The 16,022-nt window shown below is 72.9% G+C and carries 9 protein-coding genes; 4 read left to right on the top strand and 5 right to left on the bottom strand.

Features of this window, described 5'->3' with window-relative positions:
• The first annotated feature begins 59 nt into the window (after positions 1-59).
• The 4 genes from ACIA8L_RS51825 to ACIA8L_RS51810 all read left to right on the top strand — a co-directional run bounded on the left by ACIA8L_RS51825 (position 60) and on the right by ACIA8L_RS51810 (position 6,594).
• Positions 60-599, top strand: a complete 540-nt coding sequence (locus tag ACIA8L_RS51825) for a DinB family protein (RefSeq protein ID WP_395917000.1) — start codon at positions 60-62, stop codon at positions 597-599.
• A 453-nt stretch (positions 600-1,052) separates the two neighbouring features.
• Entirely contained in the window at positions 1,053-2,174 is a 1,122-nt protein-coding gene (locus ACIA8L_RS51820) for a cellulose binding domain-containing protein (protein ID WP_395916998.1), read from the top strand.
• Between the two features lie 10 nt (positions 2,175-2,184).
• Positions 2,185-3,516 carry a PHB depolymerase family esterase gene (locus ACIA8L_RS51815; protein ID WP_395916996.1) on the top strand — a complete coding sequence of 444 codons (1,332 nt, stop codon included), beginning with the start codon at positions 2,185-2,187 and terminating at the stop codon, positions 3,514-3,516.
• 372 nt (positions 3,517-3,888) lie between these two features.
• Positions 3,889-6,594 (top strand): lectin, encoded by a 2,706-nt coding sequence (locus ACIA8L_RS51810; RefSeq protein ID WP_395916994.1) that lies wholly within the window; start codon positions 3,889-3,891, stop codon positions 6,592-6,594.
• Between the two features lie 77 nt (positions 6,595-6,671).
• On the opposite strand, the gene ACIA8L_RS51805 is transcribed toward ACIA8L_RS51810, so the two are convergent.
• The 5 genes from ACIA8L_RS51805 to ACIA8L_RS51785 all read right to left on the bottom strand — a co-directional run bounded on the left by ACIA8L_RS51805 (position 6,672) and on the right by ACIA8L_RS51785 (position 15,782).
• A complete protein-coding gene (locus ACIA8L_RS51805; RefSeq protein WP_395916992.1) occupies positions 6,672-9,353 on the bottom strand; it encodes an FtsX-like permease family protein in 2,682 nt (893 codons plus the stop codon).
• Positions 9,350-12,529, bottom strand: a complete 3,180-nt coding sequence (locus ACIA8L_RS51800) for a permease (protein WP_395916990.1) — start codon at positions 12,527-12,529, stop codon at positions 9,350-9,352. Before ACIA8L_RS51800 ends, ACIA8L_RS51805 begins: the two co-directional genes overlap by 4 nt.
• Complete coding sequence (locus ACIA8L_RS51795) at positions 12,523-13,230, bottom strand: ABC transporter ATP-binding protein (RefSeq protein WP_395916988.1); 708 nt, start codon at positions 13,228-13,230, stop codon at positions 12,523-12,525. The genes ACIA8L_RS51800 and ACIA8L_RS51795 overlap by 7 nt, the downstream gene beginning before the upstream one ends.
• Complete coding sequence (locus ACIA8L_RS51790) at positions 13,227-14,156, bottom strand: ABC transporter ATP-binding protein (RefSeq protein WP_395916986.1); 930 nt, start codon at positions 14,154-14,156, stop codon at positions 13,227-13,229. The genes ACIA8L_RS51795 and ACIA8L_RS51790 overlap by 4 nt, the downstream gene beginning before the upstream one ends.
• A gap of 174 nt (positions 14,157-14,330) precedes the next feature.
• The gene (locus ACIA8L_RS51785; protein WP_395916984.1) at positions 14,331-15,782 is read right to left on the bottom strand and encodes a pectinesterase family protein; all 1,452 of its coding nucleotides are present in this window, start codon (positions 15,780-15,782) and stop codon (positions 14,331-14,333) included.
• Between the last annotated feature and the right edge of the window lie 240 nt (positions 15,783-16,022).

The raw sequence follows: 16,022 nt of genomic DNA, 5'->3' as shown, positions 1-16,022 counted from the left end.
GGCACACTTTACGGGTGTGTGTGCGTGCCAGATCCGTCGATATGCGCTATACCAGCGGTGTGTCGAACGCATTCGTGCAGAGCCTGGCCCACAACTTCGACCAGGCGCTGCGGCTCCTGGAAGCGGCGCTGACCGACTGCCCGGACACGCTGTGGGCGACCGATCTGTGGCCGGACGAGGCACCGACGGCGCCCGCACCGCACGGGGGCCTGCACGGCTCGGCGCCCTGGTTCCTCGGCTACCACGCCCTCACCACGCTCGACTACGACCTGACCGGCGAGTTCTCGCGGTGGGCCCCGCCGCCACCGTTCGACGACAACACCTACGGCTTTCCCAACCGCGCGTTCACGAAGCCCGAACTTCTCGGCTACGTCGAGCGGTGCCGCGCCCGCGTCGAACAAACCCTTGACGGCCTCACCGACGAGCAGGCCGCCCGCCCGCTGCCGAGCATCCACCGCCACCACGGCCTGCTGTACGGGGTGCTCGTCGGCGGCCTGCCACTGCACGTCGTCGAACACGCCGCCCAGATCCGCCAGCACCTCACCGCCGCCGGCGTCAAGGTCCGGCCCATGCCCGGCGACCGCGGCTACACCGGCTGACCGCACCGCCACCGCCTCGGTTCGGGCCGTCCTTGCTCGCCCGGGGCCAGGCCTGGCGGCCGACGGGCCGCGGCCTCGAGCCTGCCGAATGAGCGAATACATTCGCGAATCTCGCCGTGGTGCTCTCGGCCGCGCCATCGGGGCGGCGTCGGCGTCGCGCACCGGCGAGCAACCACCGCCACCGCCCGGCACGGCCCGTTCAAAAGGGCCTCTACCTCACCAGATGACGCGGTCGCGGAAAGTTTCACGAGGTGTGTGCAGGTCGTGCCGCTCTCGGCGCGAGCCGGATTGCCGCGCCGAATGTGGGCGCTAACATTCGCGAATATCGAAATCAGGCCGAACGATGGGCTACACCTGGCCGATGCGCTCACAGGGCGGTCCCGCCACGCCGCGACGCGGGCAGCGAGTGTGCGGCTGCCGCCGTCGGTCCACCACCGTTTGCGAGGAGTACGAATGAGACGTCTTCCAATGCTGCTGGCCGCTGTGGTGGCTCCCCTGCTCGCGGCGGCCGGCGTGATCGGGGTGGTCAGCCCGGCGAGCGCGGAGTCGAACGGCGGTGTGAAGGTCATGCCGCTCGGTGACTCGATCACCGAAGGGACGCAGGTGCCGGGCGGGTATCGCATCGGGCTGTGGCAACGGCTGGCGGCGGGAGGCTACCGCGTCGACTTCGTCGGCTCGCAGTACAACGGGCCCTCGAATCTGGGCGACCACGACCACGAGGGCCACCCGGGCTGGCGGATCGACCAGATCGACGCCAACATCGTGGGCTGGCTCAACCGTTACCAGCCGCACACCGTCCTGCTGCACATCGGGACCAACGACGTCCTGCAGAACTACAACGTCAGCGGCGCACCGGGCCGGCTGTCGACGCTGATCGACCACATCACCGCCACATCACCGACCGCCGAGGTCTTCGTCGCCCAGATCATCCCCTTGTCCAACTCCGGCCAGGAGAACGCCGTACGGACGTTCAACGCCGCCATCCCCGGCATCGTGCAGAGCAAGGCGAATGCCGGTAAACACGTCCACTTGGTCGACATGCACAGCGCGGTCGCCACGTCGGACCTGATCGACGGCGTCCACCCGACCGCGAACGGCTACGACAAGATGGCCGCCGTCTGGTACAGCGCCCTGCGTGCCGTGCCGGGCAGCATCACCACGCCGCCCACCAGCCCCAGCGCGTCGGCCTCGAGCAGCCGCCCGCCGTCGAGCCCGCCGGCCAGCGCGTCGGCCAGCGCGTCGGCCAGCGCCTCGTCGAGCCCGCCACCCGCCGGCCGGTCGTGCTCCGCGGCGTACGCCATCTCCGGGCAGTGGCAGGGCGGCTTCCAGGCCACGGTGACCGTGACGGCCGGCGGCTCGGCGATCAGCTCCTGGACCGTGACCTGGCAGTTCGCCAACGGCCAGACCATCACCCAGTCGTGGAGCGCCACCATCACCGCCAGCGGGTCGGCCATCACCGCCCGCAACGTCGACTACAACGGCTCACTCGCCGCCGGCGCCAGTGCCCAGTTCGGGTTCCTCGGCAACGTCAGCGGCACCAACAGCGTCCCGTCGCTGTCCTGCACCGCCGGCTGAAAGGTTCGTCATGCTGAAACGCCGATTGCGGCTGCTGCTGGTCGCGGCGCTCCTGCCCCTGATCGCGGCCACGGCCATGCTCGGAGCGCGGCCCGCCGCGGCGGCCGGGCTGACCCGGGTCACGAACTTCGGTAACAACCCGACGAACCTGAATATGTACATCTACGTGCCGGCGAGCGTCGCGCCGAAGCCGGCGCTGCTGGTTCTCGTGCACTACTGCAGCGGCTCGGCCAGCGGCATCTTCAACGGCAACGGCCACGACTACGTCACCGCCGCCGACCGCTACGGCTACATCATCGTCGTGCCGGAGGCCACCCGCAGCGGCACCTGCTTCGACGTCTCCACCGCCAACGCCCTGCGGCGCAACGGCGGCAGCGACTCCACCGGCATCATGTCCATGGTCGCCTACGCCCGCTCGCACTACCCGATCGACGCCGGCCGGATCGTGGTCTCCGGCTTCTCCTCCGGCGCCATGATGACCAACGTCCTGGCCGCCGAGTATCCCGACGTGTTCAGCGCCGCATCCGCGTTCTCCGGCGTCCCCGCCGGCTGCTTCGCCACCACCGACGGGTCGCTGTGGAACAGCCAGTGCTCCGGCGGCAACATCAGCAAGACCGCCCAGCAGTGGGGTGACCAGGCCCGGGCCATGTATCCCGGCTACACCGGCCGCTACCCGCGCATGCAGCTGTGGCACGGCACCACCGACACCACCCTCGCCTACCCGAACTTCGGCGAGGAGATCAAGCAGTGGACCAACCTCAACGGGCTCAGCCAGACCCCGGCCTACACCGACCACCCGCAGTCGAGCTGGACCCGCACCCGCTACGGCAACACCGGCACCCAGGCCACCGTCGAAGGCATCAGCATCGCCGGCGTCGGCCACCAGCTGCCCATGTCCGGGCAGCTCGCCTACGCCATCGCCTTCCTCGGACTCGACGGCAGCACCCCTTCCTCGCCGCCGCCGTCCTCGTCCTCGTCGTCACCCCGGCCCAGCACCTCACCGTCGGACACGGGCGGCGGCACGGGCGCCTGCCGCATCGCCGACACGGTCAGCGCCTGGAACACCGGCCTGACGGAGAACATCACCGTCACGAACACCGGTAGCTCCACCATCAACGGCTGGGCACTGAAGTTCACGTTGCCCAGCGGCCAGGTCATCACCTCCGGCTGGAACGCCTCCTACGCCCCGGCCAGCGGGACCGTCACCGCGACGAACGTGTCCTACAACGGCACCCTCGCCCCCGGCGCCTCGGTCACCCTCGGGTTCCAGGCCAACCACACCGGCAACGCGGCCGCGGCCTCGTCCTTCTCGCTCAACGGTTCGTCCTGCACCAGCGCCTGACGCGAGCCGCACACCGGCAGCGGTGACATCGACAGCATGTGCGTCGATGTCACCGCTGTACCCGTTGTCCGCCGACATCCGCCATCGAGTGACATCGGTACATATTCACATCCTTGCACATGATACGTATGACCTCTACGCTCGGAGCGAGCCGCATGGGGAAGGTCGCGGTTGGCCGCATCGCCGCCAACCGCGACGCGGTGCGTCCTGACCCGGCGCTCCGCCCACCGTGCGCTCGTGTACGGCGTCAGCCTCCGCCGGGCGACGTCGGCACCGCAGTCGGTCACCCCCGCCCATGCGATCACCCCCCGATGCCTGCCCGCGGCCGTGCGACGGCCGCTGAGCGCTTCGGTTCGCGAGGAGGAAGAGGATATGAGCGTGCATGCTGCCCTTGCCCGCACCGGAAGGTCGTTGATCGTCCTTGCCGTGCTGATCGCCGCCGCAGTGTTGTCCGCCGTCGGGCATCAGGCCCCGGCGGCCGCCGCCACCCAGGCGACGTATTACATCGCCCCGGACGGGGACGACGCCAACCCGGGGACCCTGGCGGCACCGTTTCGCAGCGTCCAGCGCGCGCGGGATGTGCTCCGTTCGATCAACGCGAACATGACCGGCGACATCGTCGTGTATCTGCGCGGCGGCACCTACCCGGTGAGCAGCACCATCGAGTTCGCGCAGAGCGACTCCGGCACGAACGGCTACCGGATCTCGTACGCCGCCTACCCGGGCGAGACGCCGGTGCTCAGCGGCGGCGTGGCGGTCACCGGCTGGACCCAGCAGAGCGGGAACATCTGGAAGGCGCCGCTGAACCGGAGCAACAAGCTACGAGCGCTCTACGTCAACGGCAAGCGGGCGTTCATGGCCGCCAAGACCATCAATTCGGCCGGGTGCTCCGGGACGTACAACATCACCGCCGGTCAGGCCGCCTGGGCGCTGGAGTCCGGTTCGGAGTGCGACGGCTCCAAGTACAACCTGGGCGACTTCCCGGCCATCTCCCGCAACCAGGACGACCTGGAGATCGAGACGGCGACGACCTGGACGACGGCCATCGTCGGGGTCCGTCAGGTCACCACGAGCTCCGACGGCGGCAGCCGGGTGGCGCTGTTCCAGCAGCCCGGCGCGGCCATCGCGCAAGGCGCCTACAACGGTGACGCCCAGGCCGGCGGCAGCCACAAGGTGATGAACGCCTACGAGTTCCTCGACGCGCCGGGCGAGTTCTACTTCGACAAGACCAGCCGGACGGTCTACTACTACAAGTCCAGCTCGGAGGATATGACGACGGCGTCGGTCGTCGCACCGAACAACGTGACCACCGTGCTGCGGGTCGCGGGCACGTCCACGACCGGCCACGCCCGCAACATCTCGTTCACGGGGATCACGATCGCGCACTCCGACTGGAACCTGGTCAACGTCGCCGGCTCCGTGTTCAAGCAGGCGCAGCAGGGCAACCTCAGCGCGTTCGTCTACGCGAAGCGCAACTTTCACGATTACTACTACCGCAACGTCGACGTGGCGCCCGGCATCGTCCAGATCGAGAACGCCGACGGCATCCTGCTGGAGCGCAACCGGGTCGAGCACACCGGCGCCGACGGCATCAACATGGTCAACGACGTGCAGAACACCCGGCTGATCGGCAACTACACCAACGACATCGCCGGGTCCGCCGTCACGGTCGGGCATCCGCAGCACGTGTTCATCGGCGACGGCACGTCGAGCAACCGGGAGAAGTACTCCCCTCAGGTCGAGGGCCTGTGCGCGAACATCGAGATCGCGAACAACTACCTCTACGACAGCGCCGTGCTGTTCAACGGCCACAGCCCGATCTCGGCGTACTTCACCGACACGCTGACCATCCAGTACAACCGCATCGAGAAGGCCCCCTGGTCGGGCATCACGCTGGGCTGGGGCTGGTGGAACTTCGACGGCTCGTCCGGTTCGGTGGCACCCAACCGGCCGACCACCACCGCCCGGAACAACACCATCCGCTACAACCACATCATCGACACGGTGCAGCGCCTCAGCGACACGGCGCCCATCTACACGCTGGGCAGCCAGCCGGGGACCACGGTCACCGACAACTATCTCGAGGGCGTGCCCGCCGGCCACAAGTACGGGCTGCACCCGGACGAGGGCTCGGCGTACATCACCTTCCGGGACAACGTGCTGAGTGTGGACAAGAACGTCACATGGCTCATCAACTCCGACGACTTCGGACGCAAGCACGATCTGAGCATCACCCAGACCTACGGCCCCATCAACAAGGTGTCCAACAAGAACCTGCCCAACAGCACCGTCCAGGACATTCTCGTCTCGTCGGACTACGTCTGGCCGGCGGCCGCGTACGCCATCGCCGCGAACTCCGGACTCCAGTCCGCCTACCGTGACATCCTGCCGGCGGGCCGCGTCGCGCCGGCCGACTACGCGCTGCCGGCCAGCACGTTCGTCGGCACCGCGACCGCGACGATGCCGCTTCGCGGCGCCGGCGACGCGACCAGGACCGTCTGGCTGGCCCCGTCGGGCACGACCACCTTCACCGCCGGGCCGACGATGACCAGCGCCGGTGGCACCGCGACGGCTATCGCGGTGCCGACGACGGCGGGGGACTACCGGCTGTTCGTGGTGGACCAGCAGGGCAACCGCTCCGCCGAGTCGAAGTGGCTCGTGCGCCAGAGCAGTGGCGGCGGTGGCGGTCAGGGCACCACGATCGTGGGCGGCGCGTCCGGCCGGTGCGTCGACATCAGCGGCACGGCGACCGCGAACGGGACCCAGGCCCAGCTCTACGACTGTCATGGTGGCACCAACCAGCGCTTCACCTACACCTCCGGAAAGCAGCTGCAGGTGTACGGCAACAAGTGCCTGGACGCCTCCGGGCGGGGCACCACCAACGGAACCGCCGTCGTCATCTGGGACTGCAACGGTCAGACCAACCAGCAGTGGAACGTCAACGCCAACGGCACGGTCACGGGCCAGCAGTCCGGGCTGTGCCTGGACGCCAACGGCGGCGCGACCGCCAACGGCACGAAGATCATTCTCTGGACCTGCAACGGCGGCACCAACCAGCAGTGGAGCCTGCGCGCCTGAGCATGTGATCGCACCGGCCCCGAATGCTCCGCGGCGGGGCCGGTGCGCTCCGGCCGGGTCGCAACCGGGCCCGGGACTCAGCCGTCGCCGACGCGCAGGGCCGCCGCCAGCCGGCCGCCGCCGCGCCGGGTCGATTCGGCGCCGGCCACGGCCGCGCCCGCCACAAGGAGTGCCACCGGTATCAGACCGAGCCCGGCCCACGGCGGCGTCAGGATCGGCTCGGCGGCCGGGCCGGGGTCCACCGGCAGCGCGAGGCCACCGATCGTCACCGCGGCCAGGACGACGCCGGACAGCGGGCCGACCAGCCCGGCCACCGCCACGACCGGCAGCAGCTCGCCGGCGGTGACCCGGCCGGCGTCGCGGCGGCGCAGGCCGAGGGTGCGCAGCCGGCTCAGCGTCTGCCGGCGCTGCGGTGCCTGCGTCGCCGCGCCCAGGATCAGTCCCAGGACCCCGAGGGCCACGAGGGCCATGGCGGACACGCGCGTGAGCCGGATCAGACCAGCGACCAGCGGAGCGTCCCGCAGCGACCGCAGGACGTCGTCGCGCAGCACGGTCGGCCCGGCGGCGGCCGCGGCGGCGGCCTGCTGGGCACCGGGTCCGGTCACCCACAGGGTGTTGGGCACGACCGGCATCCCGGCCGCGGCGAGTGCGGCCGCATCGACCAGGACGACATCATCGGCACCGTCGAGCGAGGGTGCGGCACCGACCGCCGTGAGCTTGATCGGCGGCGCACCGGCCCGGCTCAGTTCGAGGCTCATGCCGGGCCGCAGGCGGCCGTCGGCCGAGCGCACCAGTGCGGGCAAGCCTCCCGCCGCCGGCCCGGTCAGCTGGGCCGGTGCCGCAACGCCGGCCAGCGGCGTGCCGGCGCGGAGGCGATCGAATCCGCGCACGTCGACGGCGATCAGGCGCGCCGGGACCGACGTCTCGGCGGTGACGACCTCCGCCGCGTCCGTGACCTGCGCGGCAACGACTTGTCGCACGCCGGGTGCGGCCGAGATCCGCCGGGCTGTCTCATCCGCCGAGCCGTCGGCCACGTCGACGCGGGCGTCGGCGCCGACGCTGCGCCAGGCCGCGTCGCGAATGCCCGCCTCGACCGTGGCGCCGACGGTGAGGCTGCACGACGCCAGCGCCGCCGCGCAGACGAGTGTCACCAACGGCAGCCCGCGCCCGGCGGCTGCGACCGCCCGGGTGAGGCCGAACACGGCGATCGGGAACCGCGACCGCAGCATCCCGCGCTGTATGAGGCGCAGACCGGGCGGCACGAGGCGGGCCAGCGCGAGCCCGGCGGCTACGGCACCGAACGTAGGAGCGCTCGCCGGCAGCGTCGCGCCGCCGTCCACCGGCCCGCCGCGCTGACGCAACGCCACCACCGCGGCCGCCGCCGCGACCAGCACGGCGCCCTCGAACGCCAGGCGGCGAAGCTGACGGGTCCGGGCCGCGAAACGGCGGGCCGCCGGGTGGGCGGACGTGCGTCGATCGTGGGTACCGTGGCCGGCGGCGCGCAGGCCGAGCAGCGGCGGCCCGGCGGCCGCGGTCAGCGCCACGGGGACCGCCCACGCCCAGGCGGCCGCTCCGACCAGTGCCCGGGCCAACAGCAGTCCGGCGGCTGCGGCCGTGACGGCCACCGCGGCCGACTCCAGCAGCAGCTCGGCCCCGAGCACCGGCAGGGCGGCGCCGCGGCGGCGGGCCAGGGCCAACGCCGGGGCCCGCCGGGCCACCAGCAGGTCGGTGACGAGGAGCAGCACCAGGGCACCGACGGCGATGACGCCGATCAGCAGGACCGACATCTGGACCGCGGCCGCGTCGACCTGCCCGGTGACGTCCCGCAGCACGGCGTCGAGCTGCGTGTTCCACGACGACTCCGAGCTGAACGTGCTCGACGAGGGGGAGTTCGCCTCGAGCGCGACCGCGGCCGGGCCGACCGCCTGCGCGACGCGCAGCGTGAATGCCTCGGGGCGCGGGGCGAACGTCACGACCGGCCGCAGCTCGTCCGGTTCGAACGCGAGCCGGGCGTCGGGCAGGGATTCGCGCGACAGCAGCCCGCCGAGCCGGACGGTACGCATCCGGGCCGTACCCGGGTCCGGCTCCAGCAGCCAGGGCGCCGGTCGCCAGACCGGGTCGGCGCGGTCCATGGCCCGGAAGACCCCGGTGACCTCGACCTCCTTCGGCGCGCCGTGCTGGTCGAGCAGTGGGATCCGGTCGCCCGGCCCCACCCGCAGCGCGGCCGCGGTGGCCTCGGAGATCCCGATGCGGACGAGCCGGCTGCGCTGGTCGGGCAGTTCGGCGTCGTCAGTGCCGGTGACGGCGGCACCGGGCGCGGTGCCCGCCGTCCAGGTGACGCCGGGTTCGCCGCCCGCGTCCAGGTAGGCCAGCCGGAAGGTCCGCGCCGCATCGGCACGGGCGATCCGCAGCGTGGGGCTGATCACCGACGCGACGGGCGGGGCCAGCACGGCCCGCAGGCCCGGGTCCAGCTCACCCTCTGCCCGCAACCGGAACGCCTCGACGTCCTGCGCGAGCTGGGGCGTGCGGAACCGGCCGCTCCGCCCGGCATCCGGCTCCCACCGCATGGTCGCCGTCACGTCGGCGTCCTCGCCGGCCCGGCGCACGGCGTCGGCGACGGCGTCGTCGGCGATGCCGCGCAGCAGCACCGGCACGGCCCCGGCCAGCATCGCGACCAGCGCGACGACCGCGGCGCACAGCAGCAGCGCGCCACGGTCGGCCCGGGCCCGGCCGAACACGCTCGGCCAGTGCGGCCTCATGAGGCGATCCGCAGGTCGGTGGCGTCGATCCGGCGGGTCCGGGCGCCGACCACGATGCCGGCCGCGGCCAGACAGCCGGACACCAGTACGGCCAACGCCAGGATCTCGGCGGGCCACGGCCACTGCACGACGACGCCGGGATCGGGTGGGGCGCCGGTCTCGGCCCGGACGAGCAGCGGCGCGAGGGCCACGGTCACCACGGCGCCGACGGCGGTTCCGGTCAGGCAGAGCGGCCCCAGCAGCAGGACGTGCCGGCCGAGCAGCATGGCCCGCATCGCCCGGCGGGTCATGCCCAGGCCCAGCAGCCGGGCCGATTCGTGGGCACCGGCCCGCAGATCGCACGTCACGTGCAGGACGATGCCGGCGAACAGCAGGATCGCGGCGGCCGGGATCAGCAGCCGCAGGACGGCCGGCAGACCGGCGACGACCGGTCCGGTCGTGAGCCGGGCGGTCTCCGCGGTGCGGGTGGTGACGGTACCCAGGTGCAGGGCCTCGGCGCGGGTGGCGGCGTCGGCGCGGTCCGGGTGGCCGACCCACCACGCGTCCACCGGAGCCGTCAGATCACCCTGGACGACCATGGCCCGCGACACCGCGTCCAGGTCAGCGAGCACCGCCGCGGCGCCCGGCGCGGACGGGACGGCGGGCACCACTTCGGTCACGACCACCGGGACGGAGCTGTCGCCGATCGTCAGGTCGAGCTGGGCGCCGGGCCCGACGTGCAGCGCCTTCGCCAGGGCGGCGGAGACCACGACCGGGACGACACCGGGGTCGGGGAAGGCCGTGGCCACGAATACCCGCGGCTCGGGTGTGTAGGCGGGCGGGACGCTCATGTCCATCCGCACCAGCGTCTCGGTGCCGGAGCCGGTCACCGTCACGGCCGCACCGGTGAGCGGGTCCGGCGTCGGACGCGCGACGCCGGCCGTCCAGGCCGCGTCACCGGCACCGGCCGCCGCGACGGCCAGGGTGACGGTGACGTGCTCGGCGCCGGCCGGGTCGGGCTCGGCCGATCCGCCGGTCACTGCCAGCAGTACCGCCAGGAGCTGCCCGCCGCGGATCGCCGTGCAGGACGGCAGCGGATGCGGCCGCCCGTCGAGCTCGACCGGGCCGCCGGCGCAGGTGCTCCGCAGACCGGTGGCGTCTTCGATGACCAGCTTCGGGGTCACGCTCAGCGTGGTGGCCCGGCCCGTCTCCCCGGTGATCGTGAACGCCGCACCGCCGCCGACCGCCACACCGGAGGCCCGGTCGGCCGGCGTCAGGGCGGCGGTGATGTCGGCCCAGTTCCGACCGGCTGGTGACCGGCCGCGCAGCAGATCACCGGCGCGGGTGGTGTCCACCGCGACCAGCCGGGTCGCGTCGCCGCCGGCGCCGAGCCACTGCCCGACGGCGACGCTGCGGTCCGTCGCCGCGCTGAGCGTGCCGCCGGTCGCGGTCAGCAGCGCCGTCCCGTCCCCGTCGGCCGGGGTCGCGTCCACGGCCACACTGAGGTCGGTGCCGACGGCCAGGTCGGCCTGGTCACGCTGCGAGCGTGCCCAGGTGGCGTCCAGGGCGATACCGAACCCGGCGGTCGCGCAGGCCATGATGACCAGCAGCCCGGCGGCGGTGGCCTGCGGGCGGCGAGCGGCGCCGACGACGGCCAGCGGCCAGGTCAGTCCGGCCGACCGGCCGGCCCGCCGGTCGAGGAGGGCCAGGGCCGGGCGCGCCAGCCGCAGCGCGGGCCAGCCGACCCCGAGCAGCATCACGGCCGGTGCGAACGTGCGCACCGCGTCGGCGTCCAGGACCGACTGCGCCGACTGGGTCCGGACCTGCCACCATCCCGCGGCGCCCAGCACCACCAGGAGCAGGTCGACCCCGGATCGCACCGGCCCGGACGGCCGGCCGCGCCGGTGCGGGCCGAGCGGGTCGCGGGCGGCCAGTGTCGTGAGCAGCGCCACGAGCGACAGGACGCAGACGGCGATCGTCAGGACCTGACCGCCGGTGAGGTGCGGCGCGGTGGCGAGCCCAGCCGCGGCGAGCGTGGGCAGGTGCGTGACCGCGGCGTGCCCGGCGGAGGACGCGGGGATCGCGACGGCCGCGGCGAGCAGGGCGAGCACCGTGCCTTCCGCGGCGGCGAGCCGGACGAGCCGGCCGCGGCCGGTGCCCATCGTCACCAGCAGGGCGCTCTCAGCGGCCCGGACGTCAGCGGTGAGCCGCCCGGCCAGCACGAGCGCGACCGCGCTCAGGACAGCGCCCAGCGTCGCGACCGCCAGGACCAGCGCGTCGGTGACCCGCTGATGCCGGTGCGCGGTCGCCAGCGTCGACGGCAGCGCGGAGGCGACCCGCTCGCTCTGCACCCGGCCCGCGAGGATCCGCGCCAGCCGGCCGTCGGCGCCGTCCACGGCCCGGGCGACGGCGCCGAGATCGTCGTAGCGGACGCCGGAGAGGTCCGGGCGGGCGGTGAACTCCATCCGGCTGAGACTCGAGCCGCTGGTGAGCAGGTCCGTGAAGTCCACGATGAAGGGGCCGTAAGCGCCGGACGGCTGGTTCGCCGTGCCCTCGTCGAAGGTCGGGTCGACACCGGCCCCGCCGAGCGGGTCACGCTCCCATCCCCCGCCGGGCCGCGGCCGGACCACGCCGACCACGACCACGTCCAGAGCCGCATCGCCGTCACGGGTCAGTTCGGCGCCCAGGTGCACCGGGTCGCCGACGGCCAGGCCCAGGCTTCGGGCGGTCGGTTCGAGCACGACCGCCTCCAGCGGCCCGGGACCCGGCGCGGTGGCCCGGCGCGGCCAGCGGCCGGCGGTCAGCTCGGCCCCGGCGGCCAACTCCTCGATGCCCGACAGGTAGCCGACCGCCGGCGCGGCCGACGGACCGACCGGTACCCCCGGCAGGGTGCGCATCACCGACGACGCGCGCCCCGAGGTGGCGGACGGCAACGGCGCCAGCGTCGAGCGCAGCAGGGCCCGGGTGTCGGCGGCGACCGACTGGGCGTCGCCGCCGCGGATGGTGGCGGTGTATGCGGTCACGTTGACGTCGACCGGCTCGGCCCGGCCGGCGGCCACCTCCAGCGCCCGCCGCCCGGTGTCGGTCAGCAGCAGCGCGGACACGCCCAGCAGCGTCGCGCCGCCGGCCACGACGCCCAGCAGTGCCGTCAGCAGCCGCCACTGCGCCCGGGCCCGGATCCCGGCGAACCTCAGCACGCAGCCGCCCCGGTGGCCGGCTCGTCGACCCGGCCGTCGTGGATGCGCAGCACCCGATCGGCCAACGCGATCATGACCGGGTCGTGGGTGGCCACGAGCGCGGTGACCCCCTCGGACTCCACCACGCCGCGCAGCAGGGCCATCACCGACCGGCCGGTCTCCGCGTCGAGCTGGCCGGTCGGCTCGTCGGCGACGAGCAGCCGGGGTGAGCCCGCGAGGGCGCGGGCGATCGCCACCCGCTGCTGCTGGCCGCCGGACAGCTCACCGGGGCGTTGCCGGGCGTGCCCGGCCAGGCCGACGAGGTCGAGGAGCAGCTCGACCCGGCGCTGCCGGTCCGCGGCGGGCGTCCGGGCCAGCCGTAGCGGGACGCCGACGTTCTCGGCCGCGGTGAGCTCGGGGATCAGGCCGAACGTCTGGAACACGTAGGAGACCTTCTCCCGCCGCAGTCGCGCCCGGCCGTCGTCGTCCAGGCCGGTCACGTCGATGCCGTCGACGACGACGTCGCCGCCGTCCGGGCGGTCCAGTCCGCCGACGACGTTGAGCAGCGTCGTCTTGCCCGAGCCGGACCGGCCGACCAGCGCCACCATCGTGCCGGCGGCAACGGTGAACGTGACCTCCCGCAGCGCGTGGACGACGGCCGGCCCGGCCCGGAAGCGGCGGCTGACCGCCCGGACCAGCAGCACGTCCTCGCCGGTGCTCATCCGGCCGGTCCCGGGTCGTCCGGCCGGATGGTGATGTGGTCGTGTTCCAGCGCCAGCCGGACCCGCCGGGTCAGGGCCAGCGCCTCGCGGTACTCCCGCGGCACCTGGACCCGACCGGCCCGGTCCATCACCGCGTACTCCTCGGCGATCACCTGAGTGTCCCCGCCCGTCCCCCCGGCGGCCCGGCGCAGCACCTCGCTGCTGGTGCGGCCGTCGCGGATCGCCACGGTGCGTTCGACGTGCCCGCTGACCTGCGGGTCGTGGGTCACGATGACAGCCGTGACACCGAAGTGCCGGTTGACGTGCCGCATAGCCTCGAACACGTCCGCGGCGGTGGTGCTGTCCAGCTCGCCGGTCGGCTCGTCGGCCAGCAGCAGCCGGGGCCAGTTGGCCAGGGCCACCGCGATCGCGACCCGCTGCTGCTGGCCGCCGGACATCTGCGCGGGCCGCCGATCGGCGCAGTCGGCCACGCCGAGCGCGTCGAGCAGCTCGTCACAGCGGGCCCGCCGCGCTCGGGACGGGACGCCGGCGGCCGTCATCGGCAGGTCGATCACCTGCCGCGCGGTGAGATAGGGCACCAGATTGCTCGCGGTCTGCTGGCGCACGAAACCGACCATGTGCCGGCGGTAGCGCACCCGGTCCGCCCGGGCCATCGTCAGCAGGTCCCATGCACCGACCCGCGCGTGGCCGGCCGTCGGCGTCTCGATGCCGGCGAGGATCGACAGCAGCGTCGACTTCCCCGATCCGGAGGCGCCCACGACGGCGATCATCTCGCCCGTCGTGACCATCAGGTCGAGGCCCTGCAGCGCCTGCACCTCGACCGATCCGGTCTGATAGATGTGCACGAGACTCTCGCACTGGACGACCGCGTCGCCCGGCGGCGGCGCCGCGGCGGGCCCGGCCGCCGATCGCAAGGACCAGGACACGACTCCCCCGGCTCGGTCGCATTCACAACGGCTGCTGTCTGGCCTGCCCGCGCACCGGGCGAGTGAACGCTAACATCGGCGATTTGCCGTCACAAGCCGTCGCGCCCGGCGGCCGGGCCCGGCGGCCGGGCCCGGACGCATATGTCCGGGCCCGGCGTCGGACCGTTCGCGGGGTCAGCCGAGGACGGGGTTCCAGCCGTCGGAGCCGGCCAGGTACTTCTGGGCGGTGTAGTTGGCGGCGGTGGCATCACTCATCTGCGGCCGGTTGCTGTTGACGCCGGCGCCGGGGCCGGTGTTGCGGTACTCGGCCAGGCGGGCGTCCTTCCACGAGAAGCCGCTCATGTCGGTCCACGGCTGCGCGGTGCGGACGTGCGCGCCGAGGGTGCTGTCGCGGATCAGGACCTGCGGGTTGGCGCTGGTGTCGCCGCCGGGGTGCCAGGGCCGGCCGAGGTACACCGTTCCCGCCGCGCCGTCACTGGTCAGCCGGGAGTTCACGATCAGGATCCCGTAGGTCCGCGACCCCGGGGTCGCCGAGGCGGTGACGTAGCCGTTGTTCGACGAGTTGCGGGTCGAGGAGAAGATCTCGCAGTTGTCGAACACCGCGGTGCCGGGGCCGTAGATGAAGTCGACGTCGCCCTCGATGTAGCTCTGGTAGAAGTACTGTCGCAGGCCGGCGGTCTTCGTCAGGAACGTGTCCTGGTCGCCGATGATCCGCACGTTGCGGAAGATCTGCCGGTCGCCGTTGGCATACAGAGCCAGGGCCTGCGAGGCTCCGTTCGCGGCCTCGTTGTAGTCGTTGCGGACGGTCAGGTTGCGCATCTCGATGGCCCTGGCGTTGAGCACGACGGTGGCGCTGCCCATGTCGCCGTCGGTACTCTGCGGCCGGCTCGCGGTGATCACGACGTCGGACGCGGTGCCGGTGGCGCCGGTGAACACGATGTTCGGCTTGTTCGACGGCACCACGACCCGGCCGGTGTAGGTCCCCTTCTTGATCCAGATGGTCGCGGTCGTGCTGGTGTTCGCCGGCACCCGGTCGACCGCGGCCTGCACGGTGGTGACCGCGCCGGAGCCGTCGGCGGCCACCACGATCGCCCCGGCCGGCGGCTGCGGGCTGCTCGACGCGGACGGCGTCGGGCCGGTGGACCGCGACGGGCTCGGACTGCCCGGGTTCGACGGCGTCGCGGACGCTGTCGGACTGGCGGTGGTCGGGGTGCCGGTGCAGGTGACGCCGTTGAGCGCGAAGGAGGCCGGCACCGGGTTGGTGGCGTTGTTCCAGGCGCCGTTGAAGCCGAAGCCGGCGGTACCCCCGGTGGCCAGATTCGCGTTGTAGTCGACGTTCCTCGCGGTCACCGCGGCGCCGGACTGAGTGACGGCCGCGTTCCAGGCCTGGGTGACGGACTGCCCGGCGGTGTACGTCCAGGTGAGGGTCCAGCCGTTGACCGGGTCGCCGAGGTTGGTGACGGTGACGTCGGCGCCGAACCCGCCCTGCCACTGGTTGGTCACCTTGTAGTCGACCCGGCAACCGGCCGCGGCCGACGCCGGACCGGCGTAGGCGATACCCCAAGCCAGACCCGCGGCCGCAGTGGTGGAAGCGGCAAATACAGCAGTCGCCCTTCGCAAGGCCATGGAACCTCCAGAGAACCGGCACCGCCACGGCGGTGGACAGCCAGGACGGACGCCGCCGGACCTTCCATCGACGTCGCTCTCTATTTGTGAGCGCTCACACGGTCGGCCGCCCGGAGGAACTTTGTCAAGGGGCGGCGTTCTGCGCGCCGACAGCGGCCCGCCGGCCGCAGGCGAGACAGCCTGGCCGGTTCGGCCCCGGCCCCGCGGCGGCCTCTCTCGTGACTGCGAAAGTTACCCGAC

This window comes from Dactylosporangium sp. NPDC051541, assembly GCF_044454505.1.
In the GTDB taxonomy this organism is placed as follows: domain Bacteria; phylum Actinomycetota; class Actinomycetes; order Mycobacteriales; family Micromonosporaceae; genus Dactylosporangium.
Note: the sequence above shows the minus strand (reverse complement) of the source record. Positions and strands in the feature narration are given on the sequence as shown.

What these genes read in the sequence shown, in the direction of transcription:
- ACIA8L_RS51815 (WP_395916996.1), top strand. Translation starts at nt 2,185, where the DNA reads ATGCTGAAACGCCGATTGCGGCTGCTGCTGGTCGCGGCGCTCCTGCCC.
- ACIA8L_RS51805 (WP_395916992.1), bottom strand. Translation starts at nt 9,353, where the DNA reads ATGAGGCCGCACTGGCCGAGCGTGTTCGGCCGGGCCCGGGCCGACCGT.
- ACIA8L_RS51785 (WP_395916984.1), bottom strand. Translation starts at nt 15,782, where the DNA reads ATGGCCTTGCGAAGGGCGACTGCTGTATTTGCCGCTTCCACCACTGCG.
- ACIA8L_RS51795 (WP_395916988.1), bottom strand. Translation starts at nt 13,230, where the DNA reads ATGAGCACCGGCGAGGACGTGCTGCTGGTCCGGGCGGTCAGCCGCCGC.
- ACIA8L_RS51820 (WP_395916998.1), top strand. Translation starts at nt 1,053, where the DNA reads ATGAGACGTCTTCCAATGCTGCTGGCCGCTGTGGTGGCTCCCCTGCTC.
- ACIA8L_RS51810 (WP_395916994.1), top strand. Translation starts at nt 3,889, where the DNA reads ATGAGCGTGCATGCTGCCCTTGCCCGCACCGGAAGGTCGTTGATCGTC.